Origin of the sequence: Sulfitobacter sp. (genome assembly GCF_039977885.1) — a bacterium.
Taxonomy (GTDB): domain Bacteria; phylum Pseudomonadota; class Alphaproteobacteria; order Rhodobacterales; family Rhodobacteraceae; genus Sulfitobacter.
Genome location: NZ_JBDWCI010000003.1, coordinates 252946 through 274333, shown reverse-complemented (window position 1 = coordinate 274333; position 21388 = coordinate 252946). Strand labels below are relative to the sequence as shown.

The window sequence follows — 21388 nt, the reverse complement described above, 5'->3', positions numbered from 1 at the left end:
CCTCTTTGCCCGCCATTACCGTCGTTTTTTTAAGCATCAGCTATATTTTCATAGGGTTTTTCGGGGCCACTCTCTTTTTTGTTTTTTATAATTTACCACCTTACCCTTTGCTCACCCCCCAGATTCGTCGTATCGAATCGTGATGACATCGCGCCGTTTCCTTCTGTCGATCCCCTATGGTCAAAAGCTGACGCTTCTGGCGACCGTTCCTTTGGTCGTGGCGGTCGCCGCCATCGCACTTGTGGTCGCGGCGCAATCGCACGCCTTGGCAGAACGTGAGATTACCGCCCTGGAAACGCAGCTTATCCAGACCAAAAAGGCCGAATTGCGCAACTATGTTACCCAAGCGCGCAATGGGTTTTATTTCATCTACGGCAGCGCCGCGCCTGATGATGCCGAAGCCAAGGAAAGCGTGGCACAGATCCTCTCGGCGATGATCTATGGCGAGGATGGGCAGTTTTTTGTCTATGACTATGACGGCACCGCCATTGTATCGCCGCGCGAAACCTCGCGGATCGGTCGCAATTTCAAAGGCGAAACCGATGCCGAAGGCACGCCGGTTGTTGACCGCATGATCGAGATCGCCCGCGATGGGGCCGGCTACCATACGTATATGTGGTCAAAACCGTCCACCGGCGAAGTCGCCCGGATGATCGTCTATGTTACGTCTTTGCCGTCATGGGGTTGGGCCGTGGGCACAGGGGTCTATATCGACGATGTGCTTGCCTCGGTCGCCTCTTCGCGCGCCGAGGTCGAAGCACGGGTGCAGCGCACCTTTATCTATATCGGGGCCATCACCTTTATCGCCTTGCTGGTGGTTTTTGCCACCGGCATGGGCCTGAACCTGCGCGAACGGCGGCTGGCGGATGCCAAGCTCAAAAAGCTCACCCAACGTGTATTTGATGCCCAAGAAGAAGAACGCGGCCGTGTGGCGCGTGAATTGCATGACGGGATCAGTCAGATCCTTGTCGGCGTGCGCTATGCCCTTGATAATGCGCGCCGCAGGCTGGATCGCGGCGACAACAGCGCCGATGCGCCATTGGCCAAGGGCATCGCCACCTTGGGCGAGGCGATTTCCGAAGTCCGCCGGATCAGCCGCGATTTACGCCCCGGCGTGCTGGATGATCTGGGGCTTGGTCCCGCCGTGCGCACTTTGACCGAAGAATTCGCCTTGCGCACCGGCATTGATGTGGCCTTTTCAACCGTGGTCTTCCGAAACCGGTTGGACGGGGATGCGAAAATCGCGCTTTACCGCATTGCACAGGAAGCACTGACAAATATCGAACGCCACGCTGCGGCCACCCGCGTGAGCGTCAGCTTGCGGGGGCACCGCCACGGTGCCACGCTAACCATCACCGATAACGGCCGCGGTTTCGAGCCCAAGGCAAATACCCAAGGGCTTGGTCTGCGCAATATGCAAGAACGCATGGACCAACTGGGCGGGACATTGTACCTGCATCCCATCCTTGGCAAAGGCGTGACAGTAAAGGCAACAGCCCCTCTGAGCCATATGCTACAGCCCGGCTCGACCAAGGCAGAAGCAACAACCAACAAGGCCGCTACATGACCCAACGCACCCGCATCATGATCGTCGATGACCACCCCATGGTCGCGGAAGGCATCCAGAGCATTCTGGAAAGCTATGATGACGTCGAGGTCGTCGGGACCCTCACCAGCGGCCGCAACGCGATTGATCAACTCGACAGCCTGCTGCCCGATGTCATCCTGATGGACCTCAACATGCCCGACATGGGCGGGCTGTCAGCGACCGAGATCGCCCTTGAAACACGGCCCGAAACGCGGATCGTTGTCCTCTCCATGCACGACAGCCCCGAATATATCGCCACCGCATTGAACCACGGCGCGCAGGGGTATCTGCTCAAGGATGTGCCCACGGACGAGATCAAGTTGGCCATTGATACAGTCATGCGCGGCGAACAGTATCTTTGCACCGGTGCCAAAGGATCGCTGACCCAGAAAGACGGCGGCGCGCGCGAGGTGCTCACCGGACGTGAACAAACCATCTTGCTGCAACTGGCCCAAGGGCAATCCAACAAGGAAGTAGCCCTCAAGCTGGATATCTCTGTGCGTACAGTCGAAACCCACCGCAAGAATATCAAACGCAAGCTGGGCATCTCCAGCACTGCAGGGCTGACGCGTTATGCGCTTGAGCATGGCGTGCTACAGGGCACCGGCGTCTGACGCACGCCTCACCTGCCCACCTGCCTCTCTTATACCGAAACATATGATAACGCCCGCCCCCCGAAGGGAGCGGGCGTTGCCGAATTTACACCGGTATCAGCCGAGGGACCCTAGGCTGCCGCCGTTTTTTTCTTGCGCGAAAAAATCTGCCGCAGCGCCACATAGAACACCGGTGTCAGGAACAATCCCAAGAAGGTCACGCCGGACATCCCGAAGAACACAACCGTACCAAGCGCCTGCCGCAGCTCGGCACCAGGCCCTGTGGCCAACATCAAAGGCACCACGCCAAGGATAAAGGCAAACGCAGTCATCAGGATCGGCCGCAACCGCAGGCGGCAGGCTTCGATCGCTGCATCCACGGGTCCCTTGCCATCGTTTTCCTCGGCCTGTTTGGCAAACTCCACGATCAAAATCGCGTTTTTCGCCGCAAGCCCCACCAGGACGATCAGCCCCACCTGGGTCAGGATGTTATTATCCATCCCCCGCAACAGCACCCCTGTAAAGCCGGACAATGCCGCCATAGGCACAATCAGGATAATCGCCATCGGCAACACCCAGCTTTCGTACAGGGCCGCAAGGAACAGGAAGGCAAACAACACCGAGAGGCCAAAGATATAGACAGCCGTATTGCCTGTGTTGGATTCCTGAAAGGCCAGCTCGGTCCACTCATAGCTGATGCCGTCAGGCAATGTCTGGTCGGCCAATGCCTCCATCGCCAACAGCGCCTCGCCCGTTGACACACCCGGCTTGGCCGTGCCTTGCAACGGCACCGACACCAACTGGTTGTAGCGCTGGACAAGCGCAGGCCCTGCTGTTTCGCGCACGGTGACAAGCGTACCCAAAGGCACCAACGCCCCCGTGGCCGAACGGACCCGCAAGCTGCGAATGTCGTTTTGGGTCAGGCGAAACTCCTGATCGGCCTGCGCGCGCACCTGAAACAACCTGCCAAAGGCGTTGAAGTCATTCACAAACGTAGAGCCAAGGTTGATCGACAACGTGTTGAATATCTCGCCGATTGGCACGTTGAGGATTTGCGCACGCACACGGTCGATATCCAGAAACACCTGCGGCGAGCTGGTCGAGAAAGTCGTGAACACGCGCTGTACCTTATCCGACGATTGCGCTGCCCCCATCATCTGGCGTGCCGCAGCAAGGGCGGGCGCCATATCAGCCCCCTGCGTGTTCTGGATCTGCATCTTGAACCCGCTGCCGGTCCCGACACCGCGCACTGTGGGCGGCGCGATGGCGATAATGAACGCCTCCTGGATTTGCTGCAACCGACCAAACAACTGGCCCACGATAGCCGTAGCATCCAGCCCCGCCTCGCCACGCTCTTCAAAGGGTTTGAAGGGCGTGAAAATCACGCCTTGGTTGCTGGCATTGGTAAAGGTCGCTCCGGAAAAGCCCGCAAAGGACACCGCATTGGCCACGCCCGGCGTCGCCAGCACGATATCAACGGCCTTTTTCATCACATCATCCGTGCGTTGCAAGGATGCACCTTCGGGTAATTGCACGACAACGATGGCATAGCCCTGATCGGCCTGCGGAATGAACCCACCCGGCACCTTATTGCTCACAAAATAGGTCGCCCAAAGCAGCACAGCAAAGCCTGCCAGCACAATCGCGATCATGCCGGTGGTACTGACAAGCAGCCGGATGATGGCCACATAGCCGCGCGTCAGCGCGTCAAAGCCCCGGTTAAACACATGCGCCGCACCGCGCCCCATGCGAACCATGGCGTTTTCTTTTGCCTTTCTGTCGCTGCGTGCCTTCAACAGCACCCCTGACAAAGCCGGCGACAACGTCAAAGAGTTGATGGTGGAGATCACGGTCGCGACTGAAATCGTGACCGCGAATTGCTTGTAAAACTGTCCTGTAACCCCCGGCACAAAGGCCGCCGGAATAAAGACAGCAATCAGCACAAGCGATGTCCCGATGATGGCGCCCTGCACCTCATCCATGGTCGTTGACGCAGCCTCACGCGGTGTCGCACCCTCGTCGAGGTTACGCTCGACATTCTCGACCACAACAATCGCGTCATCCACCACAATCCCGATCGCAAGGATCAGACCGAACAGCGTCAGCAGGTTGAGCGAATAGCCAAGCCCGTACATCACCGCAAACGTCCCGACCAACGACACCGGCACAGCCAACAGTGGAATGATCGCCGTGCGCCAGCTTTGCAAAAAGACCATGATAACGACAATCACCAGAATGATCGCCTCAAACAGGGTGTGATACACCGCCTCGATCGAGGCTGCGATGAATTCGGTCGGGTTATAGACGATCCGGTACTCAAGCCCCTCGGGGAAGGATTGCGACACTTCTTCCATTGTGGCGCGGATTTCATCCGCAGTTGCCAAAGCGTTTGAACCGGGCCGTTGGAAAATCCCCAATGCCACCGCAGGGCTGTTGTTGAGATAGGAATTGGTGGAATAGGATTCCGCCCCCAATTCGACCCGCGCAACATCCCCCACCCGAACAATGCGCCCGTCGGTCGTGGATTTCACGATCACATTTTCAAACTGTGCCGGGTTTTCAAGACGCCCCTGCGCCGTGATCGCCACTTGGAATGCGTTCGATCCCACATTCGGCGCAGCCCCCAATGCCCCCCCCGAAACCTGCACGTTTTGCTCGCGCAGCGAAGTGACCACATCACTCGCCGTCAACCCGACCGAGGCAAGCTTGCCAGGGTCCAGCCAGACGCGGGCGGAATATTCGCGCTCACCGAAGATGTTGATATTGCCAACCCCGTCCAGCCGGATGAGCCTGTCGCGGACCTGCACGCGGGCAACATTTGATACATAAAGCTGGTCAAATGTTTCGTCTGGCGACAGCACGTGAACAACCATCATCAGGTCAGGCGATGATTTGGTTGTCGTCACCCCGAGGGCCTGCACTTCGGTCGGCAATTGCGTCTCGGCCGAAGCCACGCGGTTCTGCACAAGGATTTGCGCCTGATCCAGATCGGTCCCCAGCGCAAATGTCGCCGTGATGCTCAGCCCGCCGTCGGCAGTTGAAAAGGACGACAGATACAGCAGATCCTCAACGCCGTTGATCGCGTCCTCCAAAGGCGTGGCCACCGTGGCCGCGATGGTTTCGGCATCCGCGCCGGGATAGCTGGCGCTCACCACAATAGAGGGTGGCGCGATTGCAGGGTATTGTTCGACCGGCAAAATCACATAGGCGATCAGACCGATAATCGTCAGAAAAATGGATAGAACAATGGCGAAGATCGGGCGATGAACGAAAAAGCGCCCCACTCTATTTCTCCGCCACAGCAGGAAGCTCTACGCGTTGTGGATCGACTGTTGCACCCGGGCGTGCACGGGCCAGACCGTCGATCACAACCGCATCATCCGGCCCCAGCCCGCTGCGGACCACACGGTAGCCGTCGATGATCGGTCCAAGCACCACAGGGCGCGGCGCGACTTTGCCTTCTGCGTCCACAACCATCACAAGACGGCGGTTCTGATCGGCGGCAATAGCGCGGTCTGGGATCAGGGTCGCTTCATAAGGCAATGACCCCGGCACGGTGATGGTACCAAACAGACCCGGCGTGAGGATGTCATCCGGATTAGGCACTTCCGCACGCAAGCGAATGGTCCCCGTTTCGTCATCAATCCGGTTTTCGGCAAAATCCAGAACGCCGTTCACCGGCGGGATCGTGGCGTCCGACAAAGAGATACTCACCTCTTGGTGGCCACCCCCCTCTGACAAAGGTTCACCGCGCTGCAATGCATTGCGCGAATAGGTCAGGAAGAACTGCTCGTCGATATCAAACAGGAAATGGATCGGGCTTAGCGATACAATCGACGTCAGCTCGGATGTATTTTCGGTAATCAGGTTGCCCACGCTGATAAAGTTATTGTCGATCCGCCCCGCCATGGGCGCGCGGATTTGGGTATAGTCGAGGTTCAGCTGCGCAAGTTCCATATCTGCACGGGCTTCTTCCAGATTGCCCTGCGCCGACAAAAACGCCTCGCGCCGCTCGTCTACTGTGCTTTGCGGGACGGTACCGTTTCTGATCAGCGATTGGGCCCGCTCCAACTGTTCGTTGGCGAAATCAAATGTGGCCTGCGCCACCGAAATGGCCGCCTTTGCCTGACGCAATGCTGTCTCGAACTGGGCGGGATCAATCGTGAACAATAGCTGGTCTTTCTCGACCACACTGCCATCCGTGAAATGGACCGATTGCAAATACCCCGACACGCGCGAACGCACGACGACCTCGTCTTTTGGCTCGAACCTACCGGTGAACAAATCCTGCTCGACCACCTGCTTCATCACAGGCAGCGCAGTGGTTACCGGTGGTGGTCCCTGCTGTGCGGTCGAAAGATTAGGGATGAGCAGCGCAACCAGCGTAGCAAGAGAGGTCAGTTTCATGGATGGAATTCCGATATATGAGTCTGATCGCAAATTATCGCGAACTTCGCAGATAGCTAGGCTGGATCACCCCTTTGTGTAGCCTGTCATATCTTTTTTGTTTGCGCTGCCTAATCAGCAACCAACCGGAGGCACAAGTGCAATATCACATAGGGGAATGACCGCTAAATCCGCTCCCTACCCCCTGCATCCCGCCTAAAATTCCCGAAAATTATCTCCAGACCCCGTAATTGTGAAATAAAATATCAAAAAACACACACCCAGCGACATAAATTCAGCCAATTCGCGGTTGACGCCCCTGAAAACCCCTCATAATGTCGCCCCACGCATGAAGGAGCCCGAGGGCATGAACGATCTAGTCGTCATTATGAGACACACGCGCATGGGCCGGTAACGGTACACCATATTCGACCCCATGCGCCTCCGACACACTCGGGGGCTTTTTTATGCCAGACACACAAACCAAACCGCCGCACGGAGCAAGACAATGACACGCCAAATGACCGGAGCCAAAATAATCGTTCAAGCCCTGATTGATCAGGGTGTGGACACGATATTCGGATACCCCGGCGGCGCTGTCCTACCGATCTACGACGAAATTTTTCAGCAAAACAATATCAAGCACGTGCTTGCCCGCCATGAGCAAGCGGCAGTTCATGCCGCCGAAGGCTATGCCCGCTCAACCGGCAAACCCGGCGTGGCGTTGGTGACCTCTGGCCCAGGGGCCACAAACGCGGTGACGGGCCTTACAGATGCGTTGATGGACAGCATCCCGCTTGTGGTGCTTTCCGGTCAGGTGCCCACCTTCATGATCGGCTCGGACGCGTTCCAAGAGGCCGATACCGTTGGCATCACCCGCCCCTGCACCAAACATAACTGGCTGGTGAAAGAGACCGACAAACTGTCGGGTGTGATCCACGAGGCATTCCACATTGCCACCTCTGGCCGCCCCGGGCCCGTTTTGGTGGATATTCCCAAGGATGTGCAGTTCGCCAATGGCGACTATACCGCGAAGGCCTCGGTAAAATCACATTACCAACCCCAACTCAAAGGCGACATGGAGGCGATCACCGAACTGGTAGAGGCGCTGGAAGTCGCCGAAAAGCCGGTTTTCTACACAGGCGGCGGCGTCATCAACTCCGGCCCTGCGGCGTCGCAATTGTTGCGCGAACTGGTCGAGGCGACAGGTTTTCCGATCACCTCCACGCTGATGGGCCTTGGCTGCTATCCGGCCTCGGGTGATAAATGGCTGGGTATGCTGGGCATGCACGGCACCTATGAAGCCAACATGTCGATGCACGGCTGTGACCTGATGATCAACATCGGCGCGCGTTTTGATGACCGCATCACCGGCGTTGTCGACAAATTCAGCCCGAACTCCACAAAGGCCCATATCGACATTGACCCAAGCTCGATCAACAAGGTGATCCGCGTGGACATCCCGATCATGGGCGACGTGGGGCATGTGCTCGAAGACCTGCTCGAGGTCTGGAAATCGCGTGGCCGCAAGACAAACTCGGCCGCGGTTGCCAAATGGTGGAAGCAGATCGAGGAATGGCGCGCGGTTGACTGCCTCAAGTTCGAGCAGAAAGGCTCTGTGATCAAACCACAGCACGCCCTTGCCCGCCTTGAGGCGCTGACCAAAGGCCGCGATCGCTATATCACCACCGAAGTGGGCCAGCACCAGATGTGGGCGGCGCAATATCTCGGCTTTGAAGATCCCAACCGTTGGATGACCTCTGGCGGGCTTGGCACCATGGGGTACGGCTTTCCTGCGTCTATTGGCGTACAGATGGCGCATCCCGAGTCATTGGTGATCAATGTCGCCGGCGAGGCATCGTGGCTGATGAACATGCAAGAAATGGGCACCGCCATGCAATACGGCCTGCCCGTGAAACAGTTCATCCTCAACAACGAACGCCTCGGTATGGTGCGCCAGTGGCAAGAGCTGCTGCACGGCGAGCGCTACTCATCCAGCTGGTCCGAGAGCCTGCCCGATTTCGTAAAACTCGCCGAGGCCTTTGGCGCAAAGGGCATCTTGTGCTCTGACCCTGATGATCTGGATGATGCGATCATGGAAATGATCAACCATGACGGGCCTGTTCTGTTTGACTGTTTGGTGACCAAACATGAAAACTGCTTCCCGATGATCCCGTCGGGCAAGGCGCATAACGAGATGATCATGGGCGATGTGAACACCCAGACCGCGATTGATGCCGCAGGGAAATTGCTGGTCTGAGGCCCGCCTCACCAGCCCTTCCTCCTCGCCAATATAGCAAAGAAAAGAGACATAGACATGTCAGCTCTAAACATCAAAAAAGGCTCCAACAGCCACTCCGCCTATAACCTGCGCCCCAATTTCTCGGACGTGGAAGAACGCCACACCTTGGCGCTGCTGGTCGAGAACGAACCGGGTGTTCTGGCCCGTGTGATCGGGCTATTTGCGGGCCGTGGCTATAACATCGACAGCCTCACAGTGGCCGAAGTGGACTACACCGGCCACCTGAGCCGCATCACCATCGTCACGCGCGGCACGCCGCAGGTGATTGAGCAAATCAAGGCACAAACCGGCCGCATCATTTCTGTGCGCGAGGTCCACGACCTCACCGTGGAAGGCGCATCTGTTGAGCGCGAGCTGGCGATGTTCAAGGTCGCAGGTTCCGGCGACAAACGTGTCGAAGCCCTGCGGCTTGCCGATATCTTCCGCGCCAATGTGGTCGACAGCACGTTGGAAAGCTTTGTCTTCGAGATCACAGGTGCGCCCGAAAAGATCGACGCCTTCGCTGATCTCATGCGCCCTCTGGGCCTGATTGATGTCGCCCGCACTGGCGTTGCGGCCCTGTCTCGCGGCACGTAACGGATTGTTTTTCCTAGGGTGCGGGGTCCGCTTGTCGGGTTTCGCACCCTAGGCCTTTGTTCCCAGCCGTTTTGACATCTTGTAGTTGGTCAAACCGACCCCATCCATGATGACGACCTGCTCCTGATCAACTTGCCATCCAAGCGCTGCAAAGAAAGGTCTGGCTGCTTTACTGGCCTCAGTCGTGAGCCTCTCAATACCCGCCGCCACCGCGCGTGCTTCGACCCATTGATACAAGCACCGACCGACACCGCGCCGGGCATAGTCTGACCTGACAAAAGCAAGGTCGATATAGCCCCCTGCATCCAGCGTCATGAACCCGATCATCACGCCGTCACTCTGTGCGGCAATCCCCTCTATGCGTTGAAGCTTATACTGCCATGCGACTGGATCGGGCGCGCTGCCTGCCCATGCTTTGCGCTCTGCATCCGAATAGACATCGGCCGTCCCCTTATGCACCGCATCAAAGTAGATAGCTGCGGCCGCTTCGGCATCATCTGCGGATAGGGGCCTTGTTCTGATTTGGCTCATACCCGTCCTTTCTTCCCGGCCGAGGATTTGGCAAATGCAAGGAGGGGTCGGCTATTCACAGGATTGGCCTGCGGGTTTCCGGCCAGCTTGTCGTCAGGTGCCATTGCTGTGCCAAACGCAACAAATCAGCGTCACTACCGCGCTTCCCGATCAGTTGCAGCCCCGCAGGCAGGCCATTCGGCCCGAACCCCGCAGGCACATTCACCACAGGCAAACCGATCAGGCCCGCAGGGATCACCACCTGCATCCAGCGGTGATAGCTGTCCATAGCACGTTCGGCGATCTCCTTTGGGTAGGTCCAGTCGACGTCAAACGGCCACAGCTGCGCCGACGGCAGTACCAGCACATCCCATGCATCAAACAAGCTCGTGGCACGGCGGAACCAATCCGAACGGATCGCGCTTGCCTGTTGTACCTGCTGCGCCGACATTGCGAGCCCACGCTCGACCTCCCAAAGGGCGGCGGGCTTTAACTGGTCGCGGCGCGCAGGGTCCTTAACCAACGCTCCCAACCCTGCCGCCACAGCAAAAGAGCGCAAGTCTGTCCAAGATTGCCACATCCGGTCCGCATCAAAGGGTGCCGCTAGTGGCTCGATCCGGTGGCCAAGCCCGCCCATACGGTCCAAAGCAGCTAGCGATACCTCGGCAATCCCCTCCTCATAGGCAAACGCCCCGCCCCAATCCCCAAGCCAACCGATGCGCAGCCCTTCGGGGGTCGCGTTGATCCCCGCCAACGTGGGCGCACTGTGGGTGTTCAATGGCAACCGCGGATCAGCGCCTGTCATCGTGTCCAACAGCGCCGCCAGATCCGCAGGGCTGCGCGCCATCGGGCCGGATGTCGACAACTGGTGCAGAAACATATCCCCTTCGGGTTGGGACGGGACGGTACCCCATGTGGGGCGCATCCCGTAGACGTTATTCCACCCTGCCGGATTGCGCAGGCTGCCCATCATGTCAGATCCGTCCGCCACACTTAACATCCCGCAAGCAAGAGCGGCCGCTGCGCCGCCTGATGATCCCCCCGCACTGCGCGTCAGGTCGTAAGGGTTGCGCGTGGCCCCATGCACAGGGTTGAACGTATGGCTGCCCAAGCCGAACTCCGGCGTGTTCGTCTTGCCGATAACAAGCGCCCCAGCGGCACACAATCGCGCCACAAACGTGTCATCAGCCTGCGCCACCTGCCCTGCAAATAACGGTGACCCCATCGAGGTGGGAAGGCCCGCCGCATTGGCCAGATCCTTGATCGCAATCGGTATTCCATGCAGCCACCCCTTACGCGGGGCACCATCCGCAGCCCACGCAAGGGCCATGTTTTCCGCGCGGCTACGCAGGCTGACAATCGCATTGACCTTTCCGTTGACCACATCGATCCGGTCCAACGTGGCTTCCATCAGCGCAGCAGCTGATAATTCGCCCTTTTCAAGCGCGGCAGACTGGGCCAGCGCATCCATTTCAAGAATATCCATACCGCTCAACAAGCACTCAAAACGCGCAGCACGCAATCCTTTACCAGCGTATCGCCTTTGAACCGGCAGCTTTTCGATTAATCATGGTTAATTATTCATGAGGACTAGACATTGCCGCAGCGCAGCACTACGTCAACTCCACGGGAGGCCAAGACAGCTAATAAAACAGTGAAGAGCCCCGAGATGACCCCGCAGTTCAATCATAGACCAACCATTATCCGCCGCTTGTGGCAGTCCGATAAGGCAACATTGGTCAATTTCTTCCAGAATCTGGATCAGCCGACCCGTCGGATGCGGTTTTGTGGCACGGTCAGCGACGCGTTTCTGAAAACCTATGCCGAAGGGATTTTGGAAGCGGATACAACAGCTTATGGCGCGTTCTTCGGTGAGGAACTGCACGGCATCGCCGAATTACGGCTGGTCCCGAACACATGGCCCAAGAAAGCCGAGGCCGCCTTTCTGGTAGAACCTGCCTATCAGGAAAAAGGAATCGGCGATGCCCTGTTAGACCGCGTCCTGACCGCCTCCCAGAACCGCAACATCGCGTCGATCAGCATGCTTTGCCTGAAAGAAAACAAGCGTATGCAGCATCTGGCAAAAAAGCATGACGCAGTGATCAGATATACCGTTGGCGAATCCGAGGCGGCATTAAACCTGCCGCACCCCACTCCGATGACCCTGTTCTACGAGATGTTCACAGACACACGCGGCTACTTGCAAAAGCTGTTTCCGGCCATGATGCCCCGCTAAGGCCATAGGGCGGCGCAGGACCTCAGCTTTCCTGCGCTTCCGCACGGCTTTTGCCTGATACAGCCAAGGCCAATGTCGCCCCCATCAACCCGTCCAGATCACCGTCCAACACACCTTTGGTATCGGAGGTCTCGAAATTGGTGCGCAGGTCTTTGACCATCTGGTAGGGTTGCAGAACATAAGACCGGATCTGGTTACCCCATCCGGCATCCCCCGCGTTTTCATGCACTTCATTCACCAGCGCCGAACGCTTATCCAGCTCAATCTGATACAGGCGCGATTTCAACGCCTTCATCGCAATATCGCGGTTCTGGTGTTGGGATTTTTCCGAACTGGTCACAACGATGCCCGTGGGCGCGTGGGTGATCCGCACAGCGGAATCGGTGGTGTTCACGTGCTGACCACCAGCCCCCGAAGAACGGTAGGTATCAATGCGGATATCGCTGGGGTTCACCTCAATCTCGATGTTGTCATCCACAACCGGATAGACCTTTACCGAGGTAAAGGAGGTGTGCCGCTTGGCGGCACTGTCAAAGGGCGAAATACGCACCAGACGGTGCACGCCGCTTTCGGATTTCAGCCAACCATATGCGTTATGGCCGCTGATCTTATACGCCGCCGATTTGATACCGGCTTCTTCGCCTGCGCTCTCTGATTGCAGCTCGACGGTATAGCCTTTCTTCTCGGCCCAGCGGACATACATCCGTGCCAGCATACTGGCCCAATCGCAGGACTCGGTCCCGCCGGCACCCGAATTGATTTCCAAAAAGGTATCGTTGCTGTCGGCCTCACCATCCAAAAGCGCCTCAAGCTCTTTTTGTGCCGCCTTCTCTGCCAGCGCGGAAAGCGCTGCCTCGGCCTCGGCGACAACTTCGGTATCTTCTTCCATCTCGCCCAATTCGATCAGGTCGATATTATCCTGAAGCTCACCCTTGATGCCGTCATAGGTCGCCATCGCATCCACCAGCCCCTGCCGGTCGCGCATCAGTTTTTGCGCCGCAGCCGGATCATCCCACAGCGTCGGGTCCTCGACCCGTGCGTTGAATTCCTCCAACCGGTAGGGTGCCGTCTCAACGTTGAGCCGCTGGCCCAACAGCTCCAGCGATTTGCGGATTTTCTCGACGGTACTTTGTACTTCTGCGCGCATGATTTGTCCCGGAATAATAAGAGCGGCCCCCGCTGACAGGAGCCGCTCACGTGATAGACCAGTGCCGCGTTGGCGACAAGGCTAGTAGAGTCCACCAGAGCTCAGAGAGCCAAAGCCCGCCTTCGGGCCAACAATGGCTTTCTTACCCGAAGAGGTTGTGACCTCTTTGGCTTTTGCACCGCCCACAGCCTCAACCAGCGGCAGATCGGCGCCCATGGCGAAACCGCCATCAAAGGTAATACCGAAATCGATGGTTTCGCCTTCGCGGAAACATTCTGACACAACATTGTCGCCCGACGCATCCGAGCCAAGCCGCGCACCGGTGAAACGGTCGATCTTGATGAACTCACAACCTTCAGGGACGTTGAAGTTGCCGCCGCCGTATTTCTGTACAGCCTTGGACATAAAGCGCTGGAACACCGGACCACACATGCCACCGCCCGAGGCGCTGCGCCCCATGCTGCGCGGCTGGTCATAGCCGATGTAACAGCCTGCCACGATGTTTGAGGTAAAGCCTACAAACCACACGTCTTTGGAATCGTTTGTGGTGCCGGTTTTACCGGCTGTCGGCACGCTCAGGTTCACGGATTTGCGCGCGGTGCCGCGTTCGACAACACCCTGCATCATCGACGTCAGCTGATAGGCCGTAACCGGGTCCATCACACGCTCGCGGTTTGAAACGACCCGCGGTGCTACCCCCGGCGCAAGGGTCGCCTGTTTGCAATCGTCACAGGTGCGGGTGTCATGCTTGTATACAGTGCGGCCATAGCGGTCCTGCACGCGGTCGACCAAAGTTGGCGTGACCCGTTCACCGCCATTGGCAAACATCGCATAGGCCGCCACCATCTGGTATAATGTCGTTTCTTGCGAGCCCAAGGCATTGGCCAAAACGGGCGACAGGTTTTCATAGACACCAAACCGTTCGGCATAATCGCCAACCACATTCATGCTGACCTCTTGAGCCAGTCGAATGGTCATCAGGTTGCGCGACTGTTCGATCCCCGTGCGCAGCGGCGTGGGCCCGTAATAGCGGTTCGAAGAGTTCTTGGGCCGCCATACACCCTGAGGTGTGTTGATCTCGATCGGAGCATCCACAACGATAGTTGCAGGGCTATATCCGCTATCCAGCGCTGCGGCGAAAACAAAGGGCTTAAAGCTTGAACCGGGCTGGCGTTTGGCCTGTGTGGCGCGGTTGAATACGCTAGCCTGATAGCTGAACCCGCCCTGCATCGCGATCACGCGACCGGTGTTCACGTCCATTGCCACGAATGCACCTTGCACCTCGGGCACCTGCCGCAGCGTCCAGCGGATGAACGATCCATCTGCATCTGCCACCATGCGGCGCACCAGCACCACATCGCCGACTTCAACCAGATTACCGCGCGCACCCAACTGCCCGTTCGACAGACGTTTGCGGGCCCATTGCATATCCTTCGGCGGGACCCAGTTGCCCCCCTCAGCCGTTTCCACGCTTTCGATGCCCAATCGCGCGCCCTTGGCCCCTACTTCGAGGACCACGGCAGGGAACCATTGGGTTTCAAGCATGATATCGCGGGGCACGCGCAGCTTGCGCAACGCATCGCGCCATGTTGCCTCATCTACCAATGCTTCGGCAGGCAATGTCTGACGGGTGCCGCGCCAGACACCTGACCCACGGTCAAACTGTTCCAGCTGGCGGCGCAACGCATCTGCTGCGATGGGCTGCATCTCGTTGTCGATGGTCGCGCGCACGCTCAGACCACCGGTAAAAAACTCACCCTCGCCGAAATCCTCGGACAGCTGACGCCGGATTTCATCCGTAAAATAGTCCCGCGGCGGCAATTCTTTTTTAAAGCTGTCAAAATCGCCATTCTGAACAGACCGCAACGGCATATCGCGTTCCTGCTCGTATACGGCTTCGGTGATATACCCGTTCTCTTTCATCTCGCGCAGAACAAAGTTGCGGCGTGACAACAGACGTTCCTTGCGGCGCACGGGGTGGAAATCGGACGGCGCTTTGGGAAGGCTGGCAAGAGTTGCCGCCTCATGCGGGGCCAATTGTGCCAAGGTCTTGTTGAAATAGGTCTGGCTGGCCGCGGCCACACCGTATGAGTTCTGGCCCAGGAAAATCTCGTTCAGATACAGCTCGAGAATCTTTTCCTTTGGCAGTGTTTCTTCCAGACGGGCCGCAAGGATGATCTCTTTGATCTTACGCTCGGCACGGCGGTCACCGGACAACAAAAAGTTCTTCATCACCTGCTGGGTGATCGTCGAAGCACCGCGCACGTCGCGTCCACGCGAACGGACCGCATCCACCGCCGCGGCACCGATGCCGCGCAGGTCATAGCCGTCGTGTTCGTAGAAATTCTTGTCCTCAGCCGAGATAAACGCCTGTTTCACCAACGGCGGAATCGTATCCGCAGGGGCAAACAGACGCCGTTCAGTGGCAAATTCATCGATCAATTTGCCCTGCCCCGAATAAATCCGGCTGATTGTCGGCGGCGTGTAGGAGGCAAGGGATTCGTGGCTGGGCAAATCGCGCCCGTACATCCAGAAAACCGCGCCAATGGTCAGCGCCACCATGCCAATAGACATGGTCAGGGTGGTAAAAATACCCCCGAAGAAAGAAAGGATCATCCGAAACACGCGCGACAGCTCCTGTGATGGCTGTTTAATTCCCCCTTCTATACGCGAGCCGTGTGCAATGGTCAAAAGGCAAGCATGGGGAAAAAGCGCGGACTCCCGCCCAGTTTTTTACTTTTCCATCAGATATCTGGCCGTCCGGGTCCAGCGCATCAAAGCTTTGCGGTTACTGCCTGACAAGCGGCGCGCGCGCCTCGTCTGCGTCGCGCCAGTCCAATAGGCCCTGGGCAATCCCCTCGGCCATACCCTGCCGCCAGACAGGATCACTAATATTGGTTAAATCACGCTTTGAGCTCAGAAAACCGATCTCGATCAGTACAGAGGGAATATCGGCAGATTTGAGTACTGAAAAACCCGCCTGCCGTTCAGCGCGGCGATTCATCGGGCCGCCCGCATCCTCCATGCCTGCCGCCAAAGCACGGCCAAGCGCGTCCGAGCGCGGCCCCGTCTCAGCGCGGGCAAAATCCAGCAATATCTCAGCGACCTGATCCTCCGAACCGGTCAGATCTGCCCCCGCCAACACGTCCGAGCGATCATGCCGCGCCACCAGCTGTGCTGTGGCCGCATCTGCCGCATCCTCAGACAGGGTATAAACCGTGGCACCGCGCGCGCCGCCTTGGCTCAGGTTGTCGGCGTGCAGCGAGATAAATACATCAGCATTGGCCTGATGCGCGATGGCCACGCGGCGCTCGAGGGCGACAAAAACATCGGTTTCACGCGTCAGAACCACCTCAACGCCACGCCGCCGCAGCACATCGGCCAGCGTCTGCGCAAAACTGAGCATCAGGTGCTTTTCATTCAGCCCCTCCTGCTCGGCCCCCGGATCGACGCCGCCGTGACCGGGATCAAGCACCACAACAAAGCGACCGTCATCCACCACTGCCGGCTTGGGCGGAGCAAGAAAGGCAGGTGCCCAATTCGGATCAGGCGGGGTGCCGGCGGATTTGGCAAATTCTTCGGCGCTCACGGTTTTGAGGGTGATGCCAAGGGTCGCGCGCCCGGTGTTGGGGTCCACCGGCATACCGATCTGCGTGGCCAGCATCGGCTCGGCCAAATCAGCCACCAACCGCGACCAACCGGGCTGAAACGCCCCGAACCGCAGCCCCGTAATCTGCCCACCGTCCTGCAACAGATCAGAAGCCTCAAGGCCGCTGAAATCGACCTCCCGGAAATCGACAACCAACCGCGCGGGCGCGTCCAGTGTGAAAACTCGAAACGGCACGCCCTGACTGAGCTGCAAAGTGATATCTGTACGGCCAAACCAGCCATCCTTGATCGCGCTTTGCGATGGCTCGACCCGCGCCAATGCGGTCAAATCCTGAGATGCCACATGCGTTGCAAAGGACAAGGCACAGATAAGACTTACAAAAAATCGTTTCATTACGGCTCCGGTCGCGGGGGTTAGGCGCAGCTTATCACCACGCGCGCACAGCGGTCCAGCGCTTCAGCGCGCGTCCATAAACGCCTTGAGTCGCGCCAGACCTTCGCGGATGTCATCGGTGCCGCGCGCATAGGAAAACCGCAAGGTGCGATGCCCGCGAACGGGGTCAAAATCCAGCCCCGGCGTCACCGCAACCCCTGCCCGCTCAAGTATCTCGGCGGCCAGTCCGCGGCTGTCATCGGTGATATCACTCACATCGGCATAGACATAAAACGCCCCGTCCGGCGGCGCGATATTGGCAAACCCCGCCTTGGGCAGCCCCTCCAGCATCAGCGCACGATTGGCGCGGTAGACATCCATATTTGCCTGCAACTCATCCTCGCAATCCATCGCTGCGAGGGCTGCCACCTGACTGGCATGAGGCGCACAGATGAACATGTTCTGGGCAATCCGCTCCACGACGCGCACCTGATCTTCGGGCACCACCATCCAGCCCACGCGCCAGCCTGTCATGCTGAAATATTTGGAAAAGCTGTTAATGACGTAACACTCGTCAGTGACCTCAAGCGCGGTCACAGCCTTCTTTTCATACTCCACACCGTGGTAAATTTCATCCGAGATGAACGACGCGCCTGTGTCATGGCACGCCCCGATCAGCGCGCTCATGGCGCTGTGATCCAACATGGTGCCCGTCGGGTTGGCCGGTGAGGCCACCAGCAATCCACGCAGATCCAGCCCTGCAAAATCCTGCGGCACGGGTTGATACCGGTTTTCCGCCGCCGCGGGCAAATCCACCGGCGTCATGCCCAAAGCCCCCAGAATCTGCCGATAGCTGGGATAACCCGGCGCGCCAATTCCCACACGGTCGCCGCTGTCAAACAGCGCCGTAAAGGCCAGAACAAACCCCGCCGAGGACCCCGAGGTGATCACAACCCGTGCCGGATCAAGGTCTACGTTATACCATTCACCATACATCTGCGCGATACGCGCCCGCAGCGCCGGCACCCCCAAAGCAACCGTATACCCCAGCGGCCCCTCCTCCATCGCACGGGTGAGCGCATGTGTCGCAGCCTTGGGGGCACCGGTGCCCGGCTGGCCAACTTCCATGTGTATAATATGACGCCCCTGCGCTTCGGCACGCGCGGCAGCCTGCATTACATCCATCACAATAAAGGGATCGACTTGTGATCGGGTTGAATTTCGCATGGCACCGCTCCTAGACTGGGATCAGTGCGGTTTCATCTGATCGCAAGGGGTTCGTCAATAGCTTCCCCTTGGCAGTGCGGCCCAGATGTGTTGATTGCTGCCGTAACGTGCCGCCCATCAAAAGTGAGACCGATATGAAACGCCTTCTTGCCACCTCCGCCCTGCTGACTGCTGTTGCGACTGCTGGCTTTGCTCAGGACCTGACCCCGATGACCGACGAAGAGCGCGCCCTGTTCCGCGCCGAGGTCCGGTCATACCTGCTCGATAATCCCGAAGTCATCATGCAGGCCGTCGAAGTCCTGCAAACCCGCGAAGCCGAAAAACAGGCCAAGGCCGACTTTGATCTGGTGGCACAAAACGCCGATGCGCTTTTTGACGATGGCTATTCCTACGTGGGCGGCAACCCCTACGGCGACATCGTACTGGTCGAATTTCTGGATTACCGCTGCGGCTATTGTCGCCGCGCCCATAGCGAGGTGGCCGAGTTGCTGGAAACAGATGGCAACATCAAGCTGATCGTCAAAGAGCTGCCCATCCTCGGGGATGGCTCGGTTCTGGCTTCGCGCTTCGCCGTTGCGGTGAAACAGCTCGCTGGCGGCGACAGCTACAAGGCAATCGGTGACGCGCTGATGAGCTTTCAGGGCGACATCACCCTGCCTGCCCTGCGCCGCCTGGGTAGCACCTTTGGCCTGGACATGGAAGCCATCGAAGCGCGTATGGATAGCGAAGACGTCACCGCCGAGATTGCACAAACCCGCGCGCTGGCCGGTGCCTTGGCTATCAACGGAACGCCGACATTCGTGATGCAGGACGAGCTGCTTCGCGGCTATCTGCCGCTGCAACAGATGCAGGCGATCGTCAGCGACAAACGCGGCTAGATCACACCGACAAACCGCTCCGGTAACTGGTACTGCGTACCGGGATCGGGGCGGTTGAACTCATAATACCCCGTATCGCCCCGCGGCTTGAACGAACGGTGCATGCGCTTGCGCAGATGCCCGAGGTCAAACTCTTCTTCCAGCTTCAGCTTGGCGAAATCCTCGAACATGGCACGGTCTTCACCGCGCTCTGCGCCAAACCAATGCCGCCCGATAGAGGTCCCTTTGATGTCATCGCCCATGTCTTGGGTGATGGCATTACGGCGGTCCATCGCACCTGCGTATTGATCAAAATCACAGAACTTGAGATGGAACAGATACAGCGCATCCGGCGTGTGCAGCTTGGGGTATTGGGTGAAATGCCCCCCTCGCGAAACTTTTGCCGCAGCCGAGATTACGCAAGGTTTCGAGTAATGCGGCGCAGGGCGCACATAGCGGCGCGGGCCAATGATGTGATCCCCCACAGCTTCCGGTTCGAGGTCAACGCGGTGGATAACCTCCAACCCCACAGGCGTCAGCACCCGCTTTTCGGGGGCTGCCTCAAGGAATTGCAACAGGTTCATCCCCGCCTCGGGGTCGACCACAACCAATTCATCTACATCCCCGACAATTACATGGCGATAATATTTACGCAGACCGCCTACCAGATTGTTCAGCAAACCCCACCGCTTTACGTCGAAGTTTTTATGCGGATCACCGGGGATGCCGATGATGTTGCACCCTTTGGCCAGCTCTGCCACTTCCTCGCCGTAGCCGTGGTTGATGACATAACAATTCTGTCGCCCCAGGGTTTCTCCGTAATGGCGCAACCATGCGCGTAGAAAAAACGCATCATCGCGCACCATTGTCACTGCGGCTGCTGTTTGCATGCCTCTTCCTTCTTTTCTTTTTGCCGCAAATTAAGCACAGTGCGGGCTGTTGACGCAGTAAGCCGCGAGAGAAGTTAAATGACAATGACCCAAACTTCCAACCCTGCCGGCTTTGACGCTTTTGCAACGGTTCTCGCCGCCGATATGGCGCGGACCGGATGGCATATCCACAAGGCACATGACACCCCAGTTGACCGGTTTCAGGTTCTGGGCGAACGCGGCTGTGGCACCAATGTGATCCGTAAAACCGTGCAGGACGCGCTGCGCATTCGCCGCACCGAGGCATTGGGATGGAAACATGCCGTGCCCGCCATGATCGCCCTACCACCCAGTTTTTTGACGATCTGCGCCCTGCGTGCCCCCGATAAATGGGCACATTCCCTATACAAGCGTCCATGGCACGCCGCGCCAGAGATCCAGCGGCTCGATTTTCCGGCTTTCCTGCGCCACGAATGGATATCCTGCGTCGATGACATGGGGCATTTCGACAATATCGCCCCGCGCCTCAAACCATTGGGAGAAGAGCTGCAATGGGACCGCCACCCGGTCACCGGCGCACGCTATGAAAACATATTCGCCATGCGCAATCTCAAACACCGCGCATTGCTGGGCCTGCCCACGCGCGGGGCTTCGGTAGTCTATGTCTCGCTGGATGCGTTCAACGCTGCCCCCCAAGCCTTTCTTGCGGATCTCAGCAAAGCCTTTCACCTGACCTACACCGAGCAGGGTTATGCCCCGGTCACACGCCGCATGGGCAACCGCTGGACCGCAGCCGTCGCCGACCGCCTCCCTGCCCCCGAAGCATGGGACGATGCCGACAAAGCGTGGATGCACAGCCAGCTTGATTCCCGCATCGAGACAACCCTTGGATTCGCCCCTGCACCATAAAACCCTGTGAAATCAAAAAAGCCTCCCCGAAGGGAGGCTTTTCAAAGCAGCAGTGGCGCGGTTGACGGGGCTCGAACCCGCGACCCCCGGCGTGACAGGCCGGTACTCTAACCAGCTGAGCTACAACCGCGCGCTGCGTCTCATCGGGCGATGCCCTCAGAGCGTTTGTGCGGAATATTCCAAGGGGTGGTGACCGTCAAGAGCTT

Annotated in this window: 16 protein-coding genes and 1 tRNA gene; 7 read left to right on the top strand and 10 right to left on the bottom strand. The window is 58.3% G+C overall.

Annotated features, from left to right (window positions below; translation table 11 throughout):
• Positions 1-142 precede the first annotated feature (142 nt).
• Together ABJM03_RS01920 and ABJM03_RS01915 are read left to right on the top strand one after the other, a co-directional pair.
• Positions 143-1567, top strand: coding sequence for a cache domain-containing protein (locus ABJM03_RS01920; protein ID WP_348415193.1), 1425 nt, complete (start codon positions 143-145; stop codon positions 1565-1567).
• The gene (locus ABJM03_RS01915; RefSeq protein ID WP_348415192.1) at positions 1564-2202 is read left to right on the top strand and encodes a response regulator transcription factor; all 639 of its coding nucleotides are present in this window, start codon (positions 1564-1566) and stop codon (positions 2200-2202) included. Before ABJM03_RS01920 ends, ABJM03_RS01915 begins: the two co-directional genes overlap by 4 nt.
• A gap of 110 nt (positions 2203-2312) precedes the next feature.
• On the opposite strand, the gene ABJM03_RS01910 is transcribed toward ABJM03_RS01915, so the two are convergent.
• On the bottom strand, positions 2313-5465 hold the full coding sequence (locus ABJM03_RS01910; protein ID WP_348415191.1) for a multidrug efflux RND transporter permease subunit: 3153 nt from the start codon (positions 5463-5465) through the stop codon (positions 2313-2315).
• Between the two features lies 1 nt (position 5466).
• Positions 5467-6588, bottom strand: a complete 1122-nt coding sequence (locus tag ABJM03_RS01905) for an efflux RND transporter periplasmic adaptor subunit (RefSeq protein WP_348415190.1) — start codon at positions 6586-6588, stop codon at positions 5467-5469.
• Between the two features lie 487 nt (positions 6589-7075).
• On the opposite strand from ABJM03_RS01905, the gene ABJM03_RS01900 reads away from it, so the two are divergent.
• Positions 7076-8827: an acetolactate synthase 3 large subunit gene (locus ABJM03_RS01900; RefSeq protein ID WP_348415189.1), complete on the top strand. Its 1752-nt coding sequence runs from the start codon at positions 7076-7078 to the stop codon at positions 8825-8827.
• A gap of 57 nt (positions 8828-8884) precedes the next feature.
• The gene (gene ilvN / locus ABJM03_RS01895; RefSeq protein ID WP_348415188.1) at positions 8885-9445 is read left to right on the top strand and encodes an acetolactate synthase small subunit; all 561 of its coding nucleotides are present in this window, start codon (positions 8885-8887) and stop codon (positions 9443-9445) included.
• A 48-nt stretch (positions 9446-9493) separates the two neighbouring features.
• Here the strand turns inward: ilvN and ABJM03_RS01890 are convergent, their stop codons facing one another.
• Positions 9494-9976, bottom strand: coding sequence for a GNAT family N-acetyltransferase (locus tag ABJM03_RS01890; RefSeq protein WP_348415187.1), 483 nt, complete (start codon positions 9974-9976; stop codon positions 9494-9496).
• A gap of 55 nt (positions 9977-10031) precedes the next feature.
• Positions 10032-11441: an amidase gene (locus ABJM03_RS01885; RefSeq protein ID WP_348415186.1), complete on the bottom strand. Its 1410-nt coding sequence runs from the start codon at positions 11439-11441 to the stop codon at positions 10032-10034.
• A gap of 183 nt (positions 11442-11624) precedes the next feature.
• Between ABJM03_RS01885 and ABJM03_RS01880 the strand changes: the two genes are divergently transcribed.
• Complete coding sequence (locus tag ABJM03_RS01880) at positions 11625-12191, top strand: GNAT family N-acetyltransferase (protein ID WP_348415185.1); 567 nt, start codon at positions 11625-11627, stop codon at positions 12189-12191.
• Between the two features lie 22 nt (positions 12192-12213).
• On the opposite strand, the gene prfB is transcribed toward ABJM03_RS01880, so the two are convergent.
• The 4 genes from prfB to ABJM03_RS01860 all read right to left on the bottom strand — a co-directional run bounded on the left by prfB (position 12214) and on the right by ABJM03_RS01860 (position 18547).
• Positions 12214-13338, bottom strand: a complete 1125-nt coding sequence (prfB, locus tag ABJM03_RS01875; protein WP_348415184.1) for a peptide chain release factor 2 — start codon at positions 13336-13338, stop codon at positions 12214-12216.
• A gap of 81 nt (positions 13339-13419) precedes the next feature.
• The gene (locus ABJM03_RS01870; protein ID WP_348415183.1) at positions 13420-15963 is read right to left on the bottom strand and encodes a PBP1A family penicillin-binding protein; all 2544 of its coding nucleotides are present in this window, start codon (positions 15961-15963) and stop codon (positions 13420-13422) included.
• A gap of 163 nt (positions 15964-16126) precedes the next feature.
• Entirely contained in the window at positions 16127-17341 is a 1215-nt protein-coding gene (locus ABJM03_RS01865; protein ID WP_348415182.1) for an N-acetylmuramoyl-L-alanine amidase, read from the bottom strand.
• Positions 17342-17404: 63 nt separating this feature from the next.
• Positions 17405-18547, bottom strand: coding sequence for an aminotransferase class I/II-fold pyridoxal phosphate-dependent enzyme (locus ABJM03_RS01860; RefSeq protein ID WP_348415181.1), 1143 nt, complete (start codon positions 18545-18547; stop codon positions 17405-17407).
• Between the two features lie 134 nt (positions 18548-18681).
• Between ABJM03_RS01860 and ABJM03_RS01855 the strand changes: the two genes are divergently transcribed.
• Positions 18682-19425: a DsbA family protein gene (locus ABJM03_RS01855; RefSeq protein WP_348415180.1), complete on the top strand. Its 744-nt coding sequence runs from the start codon at positions 18682-18684 to the stop codon at positions 19423-19425.
• Here the strand turns inward: ABJM03_RS01855 and ABJM03_RS01850 are convergent.
• The gene (locus ABJM03_RS01850) at positions 19422-20294 is read right to left on the bottom strand and encodes a glycosyltransferase family 2 protein (RefSeq protein WP_348415179.1); all 873 of its coding nucleotides are present in this window, start codon (positions 20292-20294) and stop codon (positions 19422-19424) included. The two genes, ABJM03_RS01855 and ABJM03_RS01850, sit on opposite strands and share 4 nt — an antisense overlap.
• A 78-nt stretch (positions 20295-20372) precedes the next feature.
• Here ABJM03_RS01850 and ABJM03_RS01845 point away from each other — a divergent pair, with 78 nt between their 5' ends.
• Entirely contained in the window at positions 20373-21182 is an 810-nt protein-coding gene (locus ABJM03_RS01845) for a hypothetical protein (protein WP_348415178.1), read from the top strand.
• A gap of 53 nt (positions 21183-21235) precedes the next feature.
• Here the strand turns inward: ABJM03_RS01845 and ABJM03_RS01840 are convergent.
• Positions 21236-21312: transfer RNA gene (locus ABJM03_RS01840), tRNA-Asp, on the bottom strand.
• Between the last annotated feature and the right edge of the window lie 76 nt (positions 21313-21388).

Coding starts and splice junctions, on each gene's coding strand:
- ABJM03_RS01920 (WP_348415193.1), top strand. CDS start 143: ATGACATCGCGCCGTTTCCTTCTGTCGATCCCCTATGGTCAAAAGCTG.
- ABJM03_RS01915 (WP_348415192.1), top strand. CDS start 1,564: ATGACCCAACGCACCCGCATCATGATCGTCGATGACCACCCCATGGTC.
- ABJM03_RS01905 (WP_348415190.1), bottom strand. CDS start 6,588: ATGAAACTGACCTCTCTTGCTACGCTGGTTGCGCTGCTCATCCCTAAT.
- ABJM03_RS01900 (WP_348415189.1), top strand. CDS start 7,076: ATGACACGCCAAATGACCGGAGCCAAAATAATCGTTCAAGCCCTGATT.
- ilvN (WP_348415188.1), top strand. CDS start 8,885: ATGTCAGCTCTAAACATCAAAAAAGGCTCCAACAGCCACTCCGCCTAT.
- ABJM03_RS01890 (WP_348415187.1), bottom strand. CDS start 9,976: ATGAGCCAAATCAGAACAAGGCCCCTATCCGCAGATGATGCCGAAGCG.
- ABJM03_RS01885 (WP_348415186.1), bottom strand. CDS start 11,441: ATGGATATTCTTGAAATGGATGCGCTGGCCCAGTCTGCCGCGCTTGAA.
- ABJM03_RS01880 (WP_348415185.1), top strand. CDS start 11,625: ATGACCCCGCAGTTCAATCATAGACCAACCATTATCCGCCGCTTGTGG.
- prfB (WP_348415184.1), bottom strand. CDS start 13,338: ATGCGCGCAGAAGTACAAAGTACCGTCGAGAAAATCCGCAAATCGCTG.
- ABJM03_RS01865 (WP_348415182.1), bottom strand. CDS start 17,341: ATGAAACGATTTTTTGTAAGTCTTATCTGTGCCTTGTCCTTTGCAACG.
- ABJM03_RS01860 (WP_348415181.1), bottom strand. CDS start 18,547: ATGCGAAATTCAACCCGATCACAAGTCGATCCCTTTATTGTGATGGAT.
- ABJM03_RS01855 (WP_348415180.1), top strand. CDS start 18,682: ATGAAACGCCTTCTTGCCACCTCCGCCCTGCTGACTGCTGTTGCGACT.
- ABJM03_RS01850 (WP_348415179.1), bottom strand. CDS start 20,294: ATGCAAACAGCAGCCGCAGTGACAATGGTGCGCGATGATGCGTTTTTT.
- ABJM03_RS01845 (WP_348415178.1), top strand. CDS start 20,373: ATGACAATGACCCAAACTTCCAACCCTGCCGGCTTTGACGCTTTTGCA.